This is a genomic window from Variovorax sp. HJSM1_2, from assembly GCF_049316285.1.
In the GTDB taxonomy this organism is placed as follows: domain Bacteria; phylum Pseudomonadota; class Gammaproteobacteria; order Burkholderiales; family Burkholderiaceae_C; genus Rhodoferax_B.
In genome coordinates, this window is record NZ_JBMOXA010000030.1 from 39,687 (window position 1) to 54,712 (window position 15,026).

General features: G+C 64.8%; 18 protein-coding genes. 6 read left to right on the forward strand and 12 right to left on the reverse strand.

Annotation, left to right across the window (positions count from 1 at the left end; translation table 11 throughout):
- Positions 1-8: 8 nt before the first annotated feature.
- The 3 genes from ACFQ95_RS22475 to hpaI form a co-directional block, all read right to left on the reverse strand.
- Positions 9-299, reverse strand: a complete 291-nt coding sequence (locus tag ACFQ95_RS22475) for a putative quinol monooxygenase (RefSeq protein ID WP_422834648.1) — start codon at positions 297-299, stop codon at positions 9-11.
- Between the two features lie 8 nt (positions 300-307).
- Positions 308-1,321: a 2-dehydropantoate 2-reductase gene (locus ACFQ95_RS22480; protein WP_422834650.1), complete on the reverse strand. Its 1,014-nt coding sequence runs from the start codon at positions 1,319-1,321 to the stop codon at positions 308-310.
- A gap of 71 nt (positions 1,322-1,392) precedes the next feature.
- A complete protein-coding gene (hpaI, locus tag ACFQ95_RS22485; protein ID WP_422834651.1) occupies positions 1,393-2,208 on the reverse strand; it encodes a 4-hydroxy-2-oxoheptanedioate aldolase in 816 nt (271 codons plus the stop codon).
- A gap of 88 nt (positions 2,209-2,296) precedes the next feature.
- On the opposite strand from hpaI, the gene radA reads away from it, so the two are divergent.
- From radA to ACFQ95_RS22515, 6 genes are all read left to right on the forward strand, one after another.
- Positions 2,297-3,667: a DNA repair protein RadA gene (gene radA / locus ACFQ95_RS22490; RefSeq protein ID WP_422834653.1), complete on the forward strand. Its 1,371-nt coding sequence runs from the start codon at positions 2,297-2,299 to the stop codon at positions 3,665-3,667.
- An 88-nt stretch (positions 3,668-3,755) separates the two neighbouring features.
- Complete coding sequence (locus ACFQ95_RS22495; RefSeq protein WP_422834655.1) at positions 3,756-4,184, forward strand: glycerate kinase; 429 nt, start codon at positions 3,756-3,758, stop codon at positions 4,182-4,184.
- A 57-nt stretch (positions 4,185-4,241) separates the two neighbouring features.
- The gene (locus ACFQ95_RS22500; RefSeq protein WP_422834656.1) at positions 4,242-5,186 is read left to right on the forward strand and encodes a branched-chain amino acid transaminase; all 945 of its coding nucleotides are present in this window, start codon (positions 4,242-4,244) and stop codon (positions 5,184-5,186) included.
- 6 nt (positions 5,187-5,192) lie between these two features.
- On the forward strand, positions 5,193-5,414 hold the full coding sequence (locus tag ACFQ95_RS22505) for a zinc-finger domain-containing protein (RefSeq protein ID WP_422834657.1): 222 nt from the start codon (positions 5,193-5,195) through the stop codon (positions 5,412-5,414).
- Positions 5,415-5,484: 70 nt separating this feature from the next.
- Positions 5,485-6,507, forward strand: a complete 1,023-nt coding sequence (waaF, locus tag ACFQ95_RS22510; protein ID WP_422834659.1) for a lipopolysaccharide heptosyltransferase II — start codon at positions 5,485-5,487, stop codon at positions 6,505-6,507.
- Between the two features lie 92 nt (positions 6,508-6,599).
- A complete protein-coding gene (locus ACFQ95_RS22515; protein ID WP_422834661.1) occupies positions 6,600-8,081 on the forward strand; it encodes a protein adenylyltransferase SelO in 1,482 nt (493 codons plus the stop codon).
- Positions 8,082-8,111: 30 nt separating this feature from the next.
- Here ACFQ95_RS22515 and ACFQ95_RS22520 read toward each other — a convergent pair whose 3' ends face one another.
- The 9 genes from ACFQ95_RS22520 to ACFQ95_RS22560 form a co-directional block, all read right to left on the reverse strand.
- The gene (locus tag ACFQ95_RS22520) at positions 8,112-9,272 is read right to left on the reverse strand and encodes a GGDEF domain-containing protein (protein ID WP_422834662.1); all 1,161 of its coding nucleotides are present in this window, start codon (positions 9,270-9,272) and stop codon (positions 8,112-8,114) included.
- 279 nt (positions 9,273-9,551) lie between these two features.
- Positions 9,552-10,016 carry a DUF2214 domain-containing protein gene (locus ACFQ95_RS22525; protein ID WP_422834664.1) on the reverse strand — a complete coding sequence of 155 codons (465 nt, stop codon included), beginning with the start codon at positions 10,014-10,016 and terminating at the stop codon, positions 9,552-9,554.
- Between the two features lie 24 nt (positions 10,017-10,040).
- Complete coding sequence (locus ACFQ95_RS22530; protein ID WP_422834666.1) at positions 10,041-10,451, reverse strand: DUF6152 family protein; 411 nt, start codon at positions 10,449-10,451, stop codon at positions 10,041-10,043.
- 103 nt (positions 10,452-10,554) lie between these two features.
- A complete protein-coding gene (gene proC / locus ACFQ95_RS22535; protein WP_422834668.1) occupies positions 10,555-11,382 on the reverse strand; it encodes a pyrroline-5-carboxylate reductase in 828 nt (275 codons plus the stop codon).
- A 2-nt stretch (positions 11,383-11,384) separates the two neighbouring features.
- Positions 11,385-12,104 (reverse strand): ABC transporter ATP-binding protein, encoded by a 720-nt coding sequence (locus ACFQ95_RS22540; RefSeq protein WP_422834669.1) that lies wholly within the window; start codon positions 12,102-12,104, stop codon positions 11,385-11,387.
- On the reverse strand, positions 12,101-12,919 hold the full coding sequence (locus ACFQ95_RS22545; protein WP_422834670.1) for an ABC transporter ATP-binding protein: 819 nt from the start codon (positions 12,917-12,919) through the stop codon (positions 12,101-12,103). The genes ACFQ95_RS22540 and ACFQ95_RS22545 overlap by 4 nt, the downstream gene beginning before the upstream one ends.
- Positions 12,916-13,803, reverse strand: a complete 888-nt coding sequence (locus tag ACFQ95_RS22550) for a branched-chain amino acid ABC transporter permease (protein ID WP_422834672.1) — start codon at positions 13,801-13,803, stop codon at positions 12,916-12,918. Before ACFQ95_RS22550 ends, ACFQ95_RS22545 begins: the two co-directional genes overlap by 4 nt.
- Positions 13,796-14,689, reverse strand: coding sequence for a branched-chain amino acid ABC transporter permease (locus tag ACFQ95_RS22555; RefSeq protein ID WP_422834674.1), 894 nt, complete (start codon positions 14,687-14,689; stop codon positions 13,796-13,798). The genes ACFQ95_RS22550 and ACFQ95_RS22555 overlap by 8 nt, the downstream gene beginning before the upstream one ends.
- A gap of 87 nt (positions 14,690-14,776) precedes the next feature.
- Positions 14,777-15,026, reverse strand: a 250-nt coding sequence (locus tag ACFQ95_RS22560) for an ABC transporter substrate-binding protein (RefSeq protein WP_422834676.1), incomplete at its 5' end; no start/stop codon positions are given.

The following is a 15,026-nucleotide window of genomic DNA, read 5'->3' on the forward strand; positions in this document are numbered from 1 at the left end:
GCGCGCCTTCAGGCCAGCTGCCGCATCTGCAAAATTTCGATGCGCTCAATCAGGTGGCCGGTTGCGGCACGGAACACCTCCATATGGGCGCCTTGTCGGTGGTCGTCCCACGACTGGCGGTCCTTCCAGCGCTCAAAAAACAGCACCTTGCCGGGCTGGCTCTCGTCTTCAAACAGTTCGTAGAGCAAGCAACCCGGCTGCTGGCGCGCCACGTTGACGAAGCCGGTCTGGGCCGCCACCAGTTCCTTCGCCGCGCCAGGCTTGGCCAGCACCTGGGCCACGATGATGAGATCAGGCATGGGGGCTCCTACTGTGCTGAGGGTTTGGGGTATAGCCCATGCACCTGTGCATGCACCCGCGCCAGGCCAAACAGCGCATCGGTGTAGGGCGTGGCCACGCCGGTGATGGCGCCAAGTTCGCGCACCGCGTTCACCAGCGCGTCCAGCTCCACGCTGCGGCCGGCTTCCACGTCCTGCAGCATCGAGGTTTTGAAGGCGCCGAGTTTGCGTGTCACGGCGTGGCGGTCTTCTGGCGCCTGGTCGATGACGATGCCGAGTTTGGCGCCCACGGCCTTGGCCTCCAGCATCACGGCAGACACAAAGCCGCGCACCAGGTCGTCGTTCATGATCAGGTCGGTGGTGGCGCCGGTCATGGCGCTGATGGGATTCACCGTCATATTGCCCCAGAGCTTGAACCAGGTGTCTTGCTGGATGTTCTCGGCCACCGGCACTTCAAATCCGGCGCGCTGCAACAGTGCGGCCAGCGCCTGCACACGCGGCGTGGCCTGGCCGCTGGGCTCGCCGATGATCAGCTTCTGGCCGAAGTTGTGCTGCACGTACCCCGGCCCGTTCAGTGCGCAACTGGCATGCACCACGCAGCCGATCACATGCTGCGCGGGAATGGCGCGGGTGATGTCGCCGGTCGCGTCGACCGACTTCAGTGTGTGCCCCGCGTAGTCGCCGCCAAAGCCCTGCAGAAACCACCATGGCACACCGTTCATGGCGGTCAGCACCACGCTGTTCGGGCCTAGCAGCGGGCCGATCTGCCGGGCGACATCCAACATGGCCGGGGCTTTGACGGCCACCACCACCAGGTCTTGTTCGCCCAGGTCGGCCGGGTTGGCGCTGGCTTTGACGGGCATGCTGCGGCTGCCGTCCTTGGTTTGCAGCCGCAAGCCGTGGGTTTGCAATGCGTCGAGTGTGGCGCCGCGCGCGACCACGCTGACGCTGCAACCGGTTTCGGCCAGCAGGGTGCCGATCCAGCCGCCAATGGCGCCGGCGCCGTAGATACACACACGCGAGAAGTTGGGAGTGGTAGACATGTCTTTAGGTCAAATAGGGGTTCTAGGCAATCTGCAAAAGCGCAAGCAGCTATCTTTAACAGAGCGAAAAATCAGTAAGTGCTGCCGCCGCGTGCAGCTTCGGGCAAGGTCTTGAACTTGGCCAGCAGCTCGGAAGCGGCGCGCGTCAACAAAGCGGTGTCTATGCCCACGGCCACAAACAAGGCGCCTGCGTCCAGCCACTTTTTCGCCTGTGCTTCGGTGGTGGCCAGAATGCCCGGCGCCTTGCCGGCGCGCAGGATGCGCGCAATGCCGTCTTCGATGGCGGCGACCACTTCAGGGTGGCTGAGTTGGCCGGGGAAGCCCATGGACGCCGACAAATCCGCCGGGCCTATGAACACACCGTCGACCCCCGGCGTGGCGGCAATCGCGTCCAGGTTTTGCATGGCCTCTACGGTTTCGGCCTGTACCAGCAGGCACACCTGGCCGTTGGCCTCGTGGATGTAGTTGGGGTAACGCTGCCAGCGCGAGGCCCGCGCCAAGCCTGCACCCATGCCGCGAATACCCTCGGGCGGGTAACGCATGGCCTGGGCCAGTTCGGCGGCCTGTTCGGCGGTGTCGACCATGGGCACCAGCAGGGTTTGCGCGCCCAGGTCCAGGTATTGCTTGATCAGCGAGGTCTGGCCCACGGGCAGGCGCACGATGGGGTGTGATGTCGAACCGGCGCTGGCCGCACTGGCGATGCCTTGCAGTTGCGCCAGCACATTGCGCACGTCGTTGGGCGCGTGTTCACCGTCCACCAGCAGCCAGTCATAGCCGGTGCCGGCCAGAATTTCGGCGCAATAGGCATCGGCCAGGCCCACCCACAGGCCAATTTGGCTGCGGCCTTGTTGCATGGCGAGCTTGAAGGGGTTCTGGGGCGTTTGCAAGTCTTGTCTCCTAGTGGGCTGAGCAGGGTGTTGTGCCTGGATTCTATGGACAGCGGGCCATTGCTGCAGGCAGGCCTACACTCGAACTATGGCCAAAGAAAAAACAATCTACACCTGCAATGAATGCGGCGGCACCACACCCAAGTGGCTGGGCAAGTGCCCGCATTGCCAGGCCTGGAACACACTGGTTGAGTCGGTGGCCGAAAGCGCTGCACCGAGCAAAAACAACCGTTTTGCGGCACTCGCCAAAACCGCCGAGGTGATGGCCCTGGCCGACATCGAAGCCACCGACATGGAGCGCACACCCACCGGGCTGGACGAGCTGGACCGCGTGCTCGGCGGCGGCATTGTCGAAGGCGGTGTGGTGCTGATCGGCGGCGACCCGGGCATTGGCAAGTCGACCCTTCTGCTGCAGGCGCTGGACGCCCTGCAACGCGCGGGCCAGAAAACGCTTTACGTCACCGGCGAAGAAAGCGGCGCACAGGTGGCCTTGCGCTCGCGCCGCCTGGGCATCCTGAACAGCCAGGTGCAGGTGCTGGCGGAGATCCAGCTAGAGAAGATTCTGAGCACACTGCAGAGCCACCGCCCGCAGATCGCGGTGATCGACTCTATCCAGACCGTTTACTCGGACCAGCTCACTTCGGCCCCCGGCTCGGTGGCGCAGGTGCGTGAATGTGCGGCGCACCTCACACGCGCCGCCAAGGCCAGCGGCGTGGCGATTGTGCTGGTGGGTCACGTCACCAAAGAGGGCGCGCTGGCTGGGCCACGCGTGCTGGAGCACATGGTCGACACCGTGCTGTACTTCGAGGGCGACACCCACAGCAGCTTCCGCCTGGTGCGCGCCATCAAGAACCGCTTTGGCGCGGTCAATGAGATCGGTGTCTTCGCCATGACCGAAAGCGGCCTGAAGGGTGTGAGCAACCCCAGCGCCATCTTTCTGAGCCAACATACCGAGCCCGTGCCCGGCAGTTGTGTGATGGTCACGCTGGAAGGCACACGCCCGCTGCTGGTGGAGATTCAAGCCCTGGTCGACACCGGCGGCCCCAGCCCGCGCCGCCTGAGTGTGGGCCTGGACAAAGACCGCCTGGCGATGCTGCTGGCGGTGCTGCACCGCCATGCCGGCATAGCGTGTATGGACCAGGACGTGTTTGTCAACGCCGTGGGCGGCGTGCGTATCAGCGAGCCGGCGGCCGACTTGGCGGTGCTGCTGGCCATCACCTCCAGCCTGCGTGGCAAAGCCCTGCCCAAGGGTTTCATCGCCTTTGGCGAAGTTGGCCTGGCGGGTGAAGTACGCCCCGCGCCGCGTGGCCAAGAGCGCCTGAAAGAAGCCGCCAAGCTGGGCTTTAGCGTGGCCGTGGTGCCCAAGGCGAATGCGCCGAAAAAGCCTATCGAAGGCCTGACCATACATGCCGTGGAGCGCGTGGAAGAAGCCATGGAAGTGGTGCGCGGGCTGAGCTGATCCAGGGTTTTATGGCAGGGTTTTCATTGGTTTTGCCGTACGCAGTGCCCACAAGCCGGGGCTTTCAGCGGGCTGCGAAAATGCGCCCATGAACTGGAAAAACTACGCGTATCCCTTGGTCGGCCTGGCATTGCTGGTCGTGGCGTTTCAACGTTTTGGCTGGATGGGCGTGCTCGCTGTGACCGGCGGCCTGGTGATGTGGGCGCTGCTGCACATCACCCGCACCATGCAAGTGCTCAAAAAGGCGGCAGACCGGCCCATTGGTTACGTGGCCAGCGCGGTGATGCTGAACGCCAAGCTCAAGCCCGGCGTGAACCTGCTGCACGTGATGGCCATGACGCGTTCGCTGGGCGAGTTGCGCTCGCCCAAAGACCAGCAACCCGAAATCTTTCGCTGGACCGATGGCTCGCAGTCGCACGTGACCTGCGAGTTCTTTGGCGGCAAGCTGGTGAAGTGGGTGCTGGAGCGGCCAACCGAGCCAACGGCGGCGGTGGAAGACAGCCCCGTCCAGCCGTAGAATTGAAAGCTCACTGCATTCCAGGACGAATGCGGGCAGAACTAAAGGACAGATTGCATGAGCCTCATCCCCCCAGCTCCCTCCATGGCCGACCGCGACGGCAAAATCTGGATGGACGGCCAAATGGTCGACTGGCGCGACGCCAAGATCCACGTGCTGACGCACACCCTGCATTACGGCTGCGGCGCATTTGAAGGTGTACGCGCCTACAACACCGTCAACGGCACGGCCATCTTCCGCCTGGAAGAGCACACCGAACGCCTGTTCAACAGCGCCAAGATCCTGCGCATGAAGATCCCCTTCACCAAGGAGGAGGTCAACGAAGCACAAAAAGCCGTGGTGCGCGAGAACAAGCTGGAAAGCTGCTACCTGCGCCCGCTGACCTGGATCGGCTCGCAAAAGCTCGGCGTCAGCCCCAAGGGCAACACCATCCATTTGATGGTGGCGGCCTGGGCCTGGGGTGCGTACCTGGGTGAAGACGGCATGAAGCGCGGCATACGCGTCAAGACCTCCAGCTACACGCGCCACCACGTCAACATCACCATGACGCAGGCCAAGGCGGTGAGCAACTACAGCAACTCGATCCTGGCCAACATGGAAGCGCTGGACGACGGCTACGACGAAGCCCTGCTGCTCGACGCCTCGGGCTTTGTCAGCGAAGGCGCTGGCGAAAACGTGTTTGTGGTGAAGAACGGCGTGGTCTACACGCCCGACCTGTCGGCTGGCGCCCTGAACGGCATCACCCGCAACACCATCATGCACATTGCCAAGGATCTGGGCATTGAAGTGGTGCAAAAGCGCATCACACGCGACGAAATCTACATCGCCGACGAAGCCTTCTTCACCGGCACCGCCGCCGAAGTCACGCCCATACGCGAACTCGACCGCGTGGAAATCGGCTCTGGCTCGCGTGGCCCCATCACCGAAAAAATCCAGGCTGCGTTTTTTGACATCGTCAACGGCCGCAACCCCAAATACGCCCACTGGCTGGCCAAGGTCTAAAACAATATGAGCACCACCACGAGTAGCAAAGCAACGGTTGAGTTGCTGGCCAAAGACCTGAACCACCAAGGCGGCGTGTTCTGCCCCAGCCCCAAGGCCGACATGAAGCTGTGGAACAACCACCCCAAGGTATACCTGGACGTGGGCCGCAGCGGCGCCGCCAAGTGCCCTTATTGCGGCACGCTGTACCAGCTCAAAGCTGGTGAGCATTTCGGCGGCGGCCACTAAGTTTGGCCTGGGCCGGGCGCTTTGTGCCGGGCCCTTTCTCTTTCTGTTCTTCTTCTGAACTGAACCCCGCGTGGCTTCCACCTCCCTGATCGTCGCGCCGCAATGGATTGGCGACGCGGTCATGACCGAGCCGCTGATGCGCCGCCTGCACGCGCGCGGCGAGCAACTCACCGTGGGCGCCTTGCCCTGGGTGGCGCCGGTGTACCGCGCCATGCCGCATGTACATGCGGTGGTTGAATTCCCTTTCCGCCACGGTGGCCTGCAATGGCAGGCGCGCCGTGCCATGGCCAGTCAGTTGCGCGGTCAGTTTGACAATGCCTACGTCTTGCCCAACTCGCTGAAGAGTGCGCTGCTGCCTTTCCTGGCCGGTATTCCCCGGCGTGTGGGTTATTCGGGCGAAAGCCGCGTGTTGCTGCTGAACCAACGCCTGGCCAACCCCAAGGGTGAACGCCCGCCCATGGTGGCCTACTACTCGGCGCTGAGCGGCGAGGGTGCCATTGATGATTTGGTGCATGATCGCCCGCAACTGCAACTGCCCGAAGATGTGGTGGCGCAGGCCCTGCATCACCTGGGTGTGGTACGTGGCACATTTGCGGTGTTTGCGCCGGGTGCTGAGTTTGGCCCGGCCAAACGCTGGCCGGCGGCACACTTTGCCACCCTGGCCAAGGCCTTGGCCGAGCGCGGCGTGCCCGTGTTGTTGCTAGGCTCTGGCAAGGAACATGCGCTCTGCGAAGAAATCGCCCAGCCCGTGCTGGCAAGCCATCCAGGCAGTGTTCAGAATCTGGCAGGAAAAACGACGCTGGAGCAGGCCCTGTCAGCGATAGCTGCTAGTAAATTTGCAGTCACCAACGACTCCGGCCTGATGCATGTCGCCGCCGCATTTGGCGTGCCGCAAGCCGCCGTGTTTGGCTCCAGCAGCCCGCTGCACACGCCGCCGTTAAATCCACTCGCCAGCGTGTTCTGGCTCAAAAACGACCCCGGCTACCAGCCACCGCTGGATTGCGCGCCGTGTTTTCAGCGCACCTGCCCGCTGGGGCATACACGTTGTCTTGTGGATGTCACGCCCGAGCGGGTGTTGCAGGCTTTGGTCTAAGCCCCGACAGCAACCCCGCCATCCACACTGGCGGACAATCGGCGGCAATTCTTCCAAGGCTTTTCAAAGGGCCGTTTTAAAGGCTATTTGCCATGACCGTCACGCCAGCCAGCTTTCCGTTCGACAACACGTTTGCACGTTCCCTTGACGGGTTTTTTGTGCCCTGGCTGCCCGAGCGTGTGCCAGCTCCGGCCATGGTCAAACTCAACCACGCCCTGGCCACCGAGCTGGGTTTGGATGCCGGCGCGCTCGACAGCCCGGAAGGCGCGGCCATCTTTGCCGGCAACCAGGTACCCGAAGGCGCCACGCCCTTGGCGCAGGCCTATGCCGGCCACCAGTTTGGCGGCTTTTCGCCGCAGTTGGGTGACGGCCGCGCGTTGCTGCTGGGTGAATTGATCGACGTGTTTGGCCAGCGCCGCGATCTGGCGCTCAAAGGCTCGGGCCGCACACCGTTTTCGCGTGGTGGCGATGGCAAGGCCGCACTGGGCCCGGTGCTGCGCGAGTATCTGATGGGTGAGGCCATGCACGCGCTGGGCATTCCCACCACGCGTGTTTTGGCGGCCGTGACCACCGGCGAACAAGCCAACCGCGAAGGCCTGCCGCCCGGTGCCGTGCTGGCGCGTGTGGCCGCCAGCCACATCCGCGTCGGCACCTTCCAGTACTTTGCCGCGCGTGGCGACACCGACAAACTGCGCCAACTGGCCGACTACACCATCGCCCGGCACGACCCGGCGGCGGCCCAGGCCGACAACCCCTACCTGGCGCTGCTCGTCGGCACCAGCCAACGCCAGGCAGCCCTGATTGCCCAATGGATGGCGGTGGGTTTCATCCACGGCGTGATGAACACCGACAACATGACGCTGTCCGGCGAAACCATAGACTACGGCCCGTGTGCGTTCATGAACCAGTACGACCCGAGCACGGTGTTCAGCTCCATAGACCACCACGGCCGCTACGCCTACGGCAACCAGCCGCCCATTGCGCAGTGGAACCTGGCGCGCCTGGCCGAAGCGCTGTTGCCCTTGGTCGACGCTGACCGCGACAAGGCTGTGGCCGCCGTCACCAAGGTGTTGCATTCCTTCCCGGTGCTGTATGAACAGCGCTGGCTGGCGCTCATGCGCCAAAAGCTCGGCCTGGAAGCCGCGCAAGAAGATGACCTCACGCTGGTCAACGACTTCCTGGCGCTGCTGCAGGCCCAGGGTGTGGACTTCAGCCAGGCCTTTCGCGGCCTGGGTGAAGACGTGGACAGCCGGGCGCATGCGCGCAACCTGTTCATAGACCTGGCCGCCTTCGACGCCTGGACCAGCCGCTGGCACCGCCGCCTGGCCAAGGAAGTGGCGACCCCCGGCAGCCGGGCCGGCGCCATGCAGCAGGTCAACCCGGTCTATATTCCGCGCAACCACAAGGTCGAAGAGGCGTTGGCTGCTGCGGTCGAGCGCCGCGACTTCGCGCCGTTCGAGCAACTGCTGACGGTGCTGAGCCAGCCGTTCAGCACACGCGTCGAATGGGCTGAATATGCGCAGCCAGCCACGCCGGCGCAGGCTTTGGGTTATCAGACGTTTTGTGGGACATGAGGGCAGGTCTGGGAAGGCCTGCCGTCGTGGCTAGGGCCGCCCTGGCGTAAGCGGGGCCAGCTCCATCCGGTCCCGGCCCTTGCGCTTGGATGCATAGAGGGCCTCGTCGGCCCGCTTGAGCCAATGTGACAGCTCCGTTTCGGGCTGGTCGAACAAGGTCGCACCTATGCTCAGCGACACCGGCTCCGGCGTCGCGAACATGAGGCGCGCCTGCTGCGCAAACGCCTCGCGCAGGTCCTGGCCCAGCGCCTGCGCGGCCGCTCCAGAGACGTTGCGCAGCATGATCACGAACTCGTCCCCGCCCAGCCGCGCGGCCAGCGCACCGTGGGGCAGCGCGCCGCGGATCAGGTCGCTCAGGGCTACCAGCAAGCGGTCGCCGGCATCGTGCCCGTGCAGGTCGTTGACCTGCTTGAAGTGGTCTATGTCCATCAGCAGCAGGGCGCCGGGATTGGCCGGCGAGGCCTGCCCCAGCAGATCCGGTGCGCGCAGATAGAGCGCGCGGCGGTTGTCCAGGGCGGTCAGGGGGTCGCGGGCGGCGATCTGCGCGATACGTTCCTCGCGGCGATGGCGCTCGGTGCCGGTCATGGACATTGCAAGCAGCATGATGGCCATCACGCCTTCCACCAGCGAGATCAGAATCATCGCGCCGTGGAAACTGGCCAGGTTGACAACGGCATCGGGCAGCAAGGTCGAGCCGGCTTTGGCGAGGTAGAACAAGCCGTGCGCCAGCAGAACGAAACGCAGCTGCGCCGCACCCAAGCTCAGCGCGCCGCCGTGTGGGCGCAGCAGCAGGCCGGCGCGCAAGGTGATGACGGCGATGAGCAGCGACTGTATGCCCAGCATCGCCTTGGACCACCAGGGCTCATCGGGCAGAAACAGCATGACCAGCCAGACGGCGACCAGCAGCCACCAGGCGCGCGTTAGCCGGGTGCGTGTGAATCGGGCGACACCGGCCAGGAACAACCAGTGGGCAGCGATCAACATGCCGTTGGGGAACCAGATGCCGATCAGCACATGGCCACTGGAACGCAGCAGGGCCAGCACGCTGCCCACGGCGATGATGGCAAAGCCCGCGCTCCACAGCAGCAGCGAGCGTTCACGCACGCTGCTCCATTCCGCGGCCAGGTACAGCGCCGAGGCGGCGGCCATGGCCGAGGTGAGGACGAGAAGGGTGAAGGGATCGAGAACCATGGACGAGGGATGTAGCGGCGCGGGCGGGCTCCACCTGAGAGCCGCCCGGCCAGGAGCCATGCGCGGGAGCCGATCAGTTGCTCGGCAGCGACGGTCGGGGCCGTGCATTCAAATGAAACGGGGAGCGGATTATCGCAGGATGCGGATTTCCAGGCATCTGTTGTGGGCCGGGCCGCCGGGAGTCAAAGGCGGATAACGCCGGCCATACGCAGAAGCTGAGCGACGCCGCTGGCTGCGAGTGTTGACGGCCATCGCCACATCCTGGCATTTTTCAGCCGATCAAAGAAAGCCAATCCAGCGCCCAGCCAACACGACCGACACCCAGAGTGCAACAGACAGGATGGCACGTATCCGCAGCGCACGGCTGGCCCCATCCCCTTTCAGCACCCGCCCCCAATCCCCACTGAAATGCTGCCAGGCGATGTTGCCCACTGCCAAGGCCAGAAGGGCCAGCTTGAATAAAAACGCCGGGTTGCCTACATAGTCGGTAGGGCGCACGCTGAACAGCCACAAGCCGGTCAACACCGCCAAGCCCAGCCCACACGCCGCTGCGCGCGGCAGGATGCGGGCGAGGACTAGCAGTTCGCCGCCGGGGGCGTTTCGGGCCAGCAGCACATCCAGCGGCACGATGCCACCCACGAGTAATGCGATGCCCAGGATGTGGGCCGCGTTGACCAGCATGTAGGCCGTGCCCGAGCTTTGCAGCCACAGGGCGCCGGGCCAGGCCGCGATCAGGTCGAGCACGTGCTTGGGGCCTGTGAACAGGCCCTAATCCTTGATGCGTTCGGGGTACATGTCGTAGTTCTTGCCGTCCAGGGTGATGCGCACGGCCTTCATGTGCAGGGCGTTTTTCTCGGTGGAGCGGTTACCGCGCACGGTGATGGGGTCGCCCGCCTTGGCCGTGCCGCCCTTGAAGCCGGAGCGTTCGGTCTGCGTGGGGTTGCCCAGGTCGATTTGCCAGGAGCCGCCGTCCGCGGCCTTGACCTTGAGGGTGGGATGCGGCGGCGCCATGGAGATCGACTCTATGGTGCCTTGCAGGATCATCTGCTCGCCTTCGGCCCAGGACCAGCCGTGGTGGGCAAAGGTATTGACTGCGGTGAGGGTCAGCACGGCGGCGGTAAAGGCGCGCGCCCGTAGCCCCAGCTTGCTGGACGGGGTGGAGATGCCAACAGCGTTCATATCAACTCCTGTCGTCGTTGAAAACAGTTTGTGCGCCTAAGCCTGGGGCGCTTGCCTGGCTTAGGCGACAGATATGCATCCTACGCCATAGTGTTGGCAGACCCTAGCCCTGGCTTGCGCCAAACTCCTGCGACATTTCGCCTGCGCGCCGGTGTGCTGCCCACATGGCACGCACGATGGCGGGCTGCAGGCCCTGGTCCATCATGCTGTTGAGTGCGGCAAAGGTGGTGCCGCCCTTGGACGTGACTCGTTCACGCAGTGTGGCCAGATCGTCGCTGGAGGCCGCGGCCAAAGCGGCGGCGCCTTCCATGGTGCCCAGCGTCAAGGTGCGGGCCTGCTCTGGTGTCAGGCCCATCTCCAGGCCGGCGGCCAGCATGCTTTCCATCCAGTAGAAGACGTAGGCCGGGCCTGAACCGGAAACGGCGGTCACGGCGTCGATCAGCGCTTCCTTTTCCACCCACAGGCAGCGGCCCGTGCTGGAGAGCAGTTGTTCTATGCGGGTGCGGTCGTCGGCCGAGACGTTGGGCGGTGCATACAGCCCGGTCATGCCCTGGCCTATGAGCGCCGGGGTGTTGGGCATGGCACGCACCACGCGCGGCGTCTGCAGCCAGCCACTGAGCACCTGCACCGGAATGCCGGCGGCCACACTCAGATGCAGCGCTTGTTGTGCGAACCGGCCTGCGGCCAGCGCTGCCTGTTCAAACTGCTGCGGCTTCACGGCCCAGACCAGCAGGTCGCAGGTGCTCAGGGCGTCGTCGGCCTCACACGCGGCGTCGATGCCGAAGCTGCGGCGCAGGTTGTCGCGCGCTGCCTCGAAGGGCTCCACCACATGCAGGTGCTGGGCGCCAAAGCCTTGTTTGACCAGGCCGCTGATCAGTGCCGTGGCCATGCTGCCGCCGCCAATGAAGGCGATGCGGGGATGTGTGCCCATGTTCATGTGGCCCTCCCGCCCAGGTACAGCTCGCGCACCTGTGGGTCGGCCATCAGCGTGGCGGCGTCGCCGGTCAGCGCCACCGTGCCCATGGACAGCACGTAGGCGCGGTCGGAGATACGCAGCGCTTCCATGGCGTTTTGCTCGACCATCAGAATGGTCACGCCTTCCTGCTTGCGCACGGCCTGTATGGCCTCGAACACCTCGAGCAGCACCTTGGGCGACAGGCCGGCCGAGGGTTCGTCCAGCAGCAGCAGCTTGGGGCGCGGCATGAGGGCGCGCGCCAGCGCCAGGATCTGCCGCTCCCCGCCCGACATCGAGGCCGCCGGGGCGTTGAACTTCTTCGCCAGTATGGGGTAGAGCGTGCAGAGTTCCTGCATGCGCTGCGCCGCATCAGCCTTGGCCATGTAGTGGCCGCCGACCTGCAGGTTCTCGCGTATGGTCAGCGCGCTGAAGACGTTTTCGGTCTGCGGCACAAAACCCACACCGCAGTGGCGTACCTTGTGGTGCGCGGGCAGGCGTGACACGTCTTTGCCGTCGAGCGTGATGCCGCCGCTGCGTGGCGTGAGGAAACCGACAATGGTTTTCAGCAGCGTCGACTTGCCGCAGCCGTTGGGGCCGAGCAGGGTGACGATTTCGTTCTTGCGTGCCTGCAGCGTCATGCCACGCAGGATGTCGACTTCGCTGGTGTAGCCGGCGACGACGTTTTGGACTTCTATCATGCGGTCTCCAGTTCGGCCTTGGGGGTGTGCGCGGTGGCCGAGCCACCCAGGTAAGCCTGCAGCACACGCTCGTTCGAGGCGAGTTCGCTGGGCGCGCAGCTCGCCACGATGTGGCCACGGTCAAGCACCACGCAGCGCGTGCAGACTTCGCGGATGAAGTGCATGTCGTGCTCCACGATCACCAGGGTCATGCCCTGGGTGTTGAGCTTTTGCAGCGCGCTCACGATGTCGCGGCGCAGATTCGGGTGCACACCGGCCGTGGGTTCGTCGAGCATCAGCAGTTGCGGCTCGGCCATGAGCGCGCAGACGATGCCCAAGAGCTTTTTCTGCCCGCCCGACAAGGCCGACGCCGGCAGGTCGCGCACATGCGACAGCAGCAACTGGTGCAGCAACTCGGTGGCCTTTTCGCGTGCGGCGGCTTCGGCCTGGCGCGCCGCGGGCGAGCCCAGCAGCGTGCCCCAGAAGCCGTGGGCACGTGTGGCCGCGGCCATGGCGACTTCGATCACCGACATCTTGGTCGGCATGGACGGCAGCTGGAAGGTGCGCGCAATACCGGCCTGCACAATGCGGTGCGGCGCCAGCTTGTCTATGCGCTGGCCGTTGTAGGCGATGTGGCCCTGGTCCACGGCCTCGAAGCCGGTGGTGGTGTTGAGCAGTGTGCTCTTGCCCGAGCCGTTGGGGCCGAGCAGGCCCACGACCTCGCCCGGGGCGATGTCGAAGTTCACGTCTTGCAGCACCTTGTTGCCGCCGAAGGCCTTGGCCACGGAGGTGACCTGCAGCAATGCCTGTTTAGGGGGTTGGGGATTGGTGTTCATGCGATCTTTCGCAGTTTTTCGGGCACCAGGCCTTCGCTGCGCCACAGCAGGCAGACCAGCAGGATCAGGCCGATCAGGCCCAGGCGCAGCGCGCCGGCGAGGTCGGTGCCGAATTGGAAATAGTCCTTGGCAAAGGGCACGGCGGCATAAGCGGTCTGCACCAGCAGCACACCCACCAGCACGCCGGCGGTATTGCCCAGGCCACCTATCATCAGCATGGTCCAGAGCAGAAAGGTCTCGGACGCGAGCATGTAGTCGGGGCCGACGAAGCTCATGTAGTGCGCGTACAGCGAACCGGCCAGGGCGGTGAGCGCCGCGCTGGCGAGGATGGCGCGGGTTTTCAGCGAGCGCAGGTCGTAGCCCATGCAGGCGGCCAGTTGCGGCTCTTCGCGCATCAGGCGCAGCGCGCGGCCAAAGCGGCCATTGCCCAGCCGGCTGCAGACCCAGGCGAACAGCGCCACGGCCAGCGCCACCAGCAGCAGAAAGGCCAGCGAGCCGTTGATGCGCGACAAGCCGTCAAACGGCGAGGGAATGGCGGCAATGCCGTTGGCGCCGCCGGTCAGCCAGCCCTCGTTGGTGGCCACGGTGCGCAGGATTTCGGCGATGGCCAACGTGGCGATGCCCCAGTAGTCGGACGCCAGCTTGCGCCCCAGGCGCGCAATACACCAGCCCAGCAGCATGGCTGCACACACACCGATGGCGGCGCCGGCCACAGGTGAGCAACCGGCCTGCACGGCGATGCCGGTGGCGTAGGCACCCAGTCCGGCGAAGGCGATGTGGCCGAAGTTGAGCAGGCCGGAGTAGCCGGCTTGCAGGTTCAGCGCCAAGGCCATGAGGCCGTAGATGCCCGCGACGGTGAGGGAGGAGATCAGGAAATCAAACACGGCGTACCTCCCGGTCGAACAGGCCGTAAGGCTTGAACAGCAGAGCCAGCAACAGGATCAGGAACGATGCGGCGCTGATGTAGGCCACGGGCAAAAAGGCCATGTCCTGGCCGACCAGCCAGCCGAAGTTGGCGTTGGTGACGATGGTTTCGGTGAGAGCGATCAGCAGCGCACCGGCCACCGCACCCATGGGGTTGCCCAGGCCGCCCAGGATGGCGGCGGCAAACACCGGCAGCAGCAGGTCGTGCCCCAGGTTGAGGTGGGCACCAGTGGACAGGGCCAGCATGCTGCCGCCCAGGCCGGCGACGGCACCACTGCCAAAGGCGACGAGGCGGGTAATGTTTTCCGCGTGCAGGCCCGAAGCCGCAGCCAGCGCCGGGTTGCTGGCCAGCGCACGCATGGCGCGGCCGGTGTGTGTGAAGAACAGCACCAGGGTGAACAGCAGCAGCAACACCAGCGTGGTGCCGACGAAATACAACTGGGTGTGCGACAGGCGTGCCGAGCCCATGGTCACGGCGTTGCCCATGGGCAGATTGAACATGCGCGGAAACGAGCCGGCAATGCCTTGGGCGAACGCCACGGCCAGCATGGCCACGGCGAGCGAGCCAATCATCGCAATCGCCGGGCCGCCGCGCAGCAGGCGGCGAAACACCAGCAGGTGCAGCACCAGTGTGAGGGCCCCGGTGAACAGGCAAGACAGCACGATGGCGCCAACCAGTGGCAGGCCTGCGGCATACAGCGCGTACGTGAGGTAGGCGCCCAGCATGGCGTACTGCACGTGGGCGATGTTGGGAAACTTGACCAGCCCGTACACCATGCTCAGACCCAGCGCGATCAGCGCCAGGTCGGAGGCGCGCAGGAGCGTGTCGACCAAAAATTGAAACATGGAAGAAAACTTATGAAAAAGCGGCCCCATTGGGCTGGGGCCGCTGTGGAGAGCGTAGGAAACCGTCAGTCCGTCTCGCGTGGCTGATTAGCGCGGCACAACCTTGCCGTCGAACTTGAGCTTGGCGTAAGGCGGGTCTATGCGTTGGCGGTTGTCGTCGAATGCAATCGGACCGGTCACGCCCACATAACCACCCTTGCCGATGTCCTTCAGCGCGGCCTGTACGGCGGCGGTGTCGGTGGACTTGGCCTTGTTCATGGCGGCGGCGGTCATCAGTACGGCGTCATAGGCGTAGCCGGTGTACGAGGTTTTCATGCCTTCCTTGTATTTGGCGGCG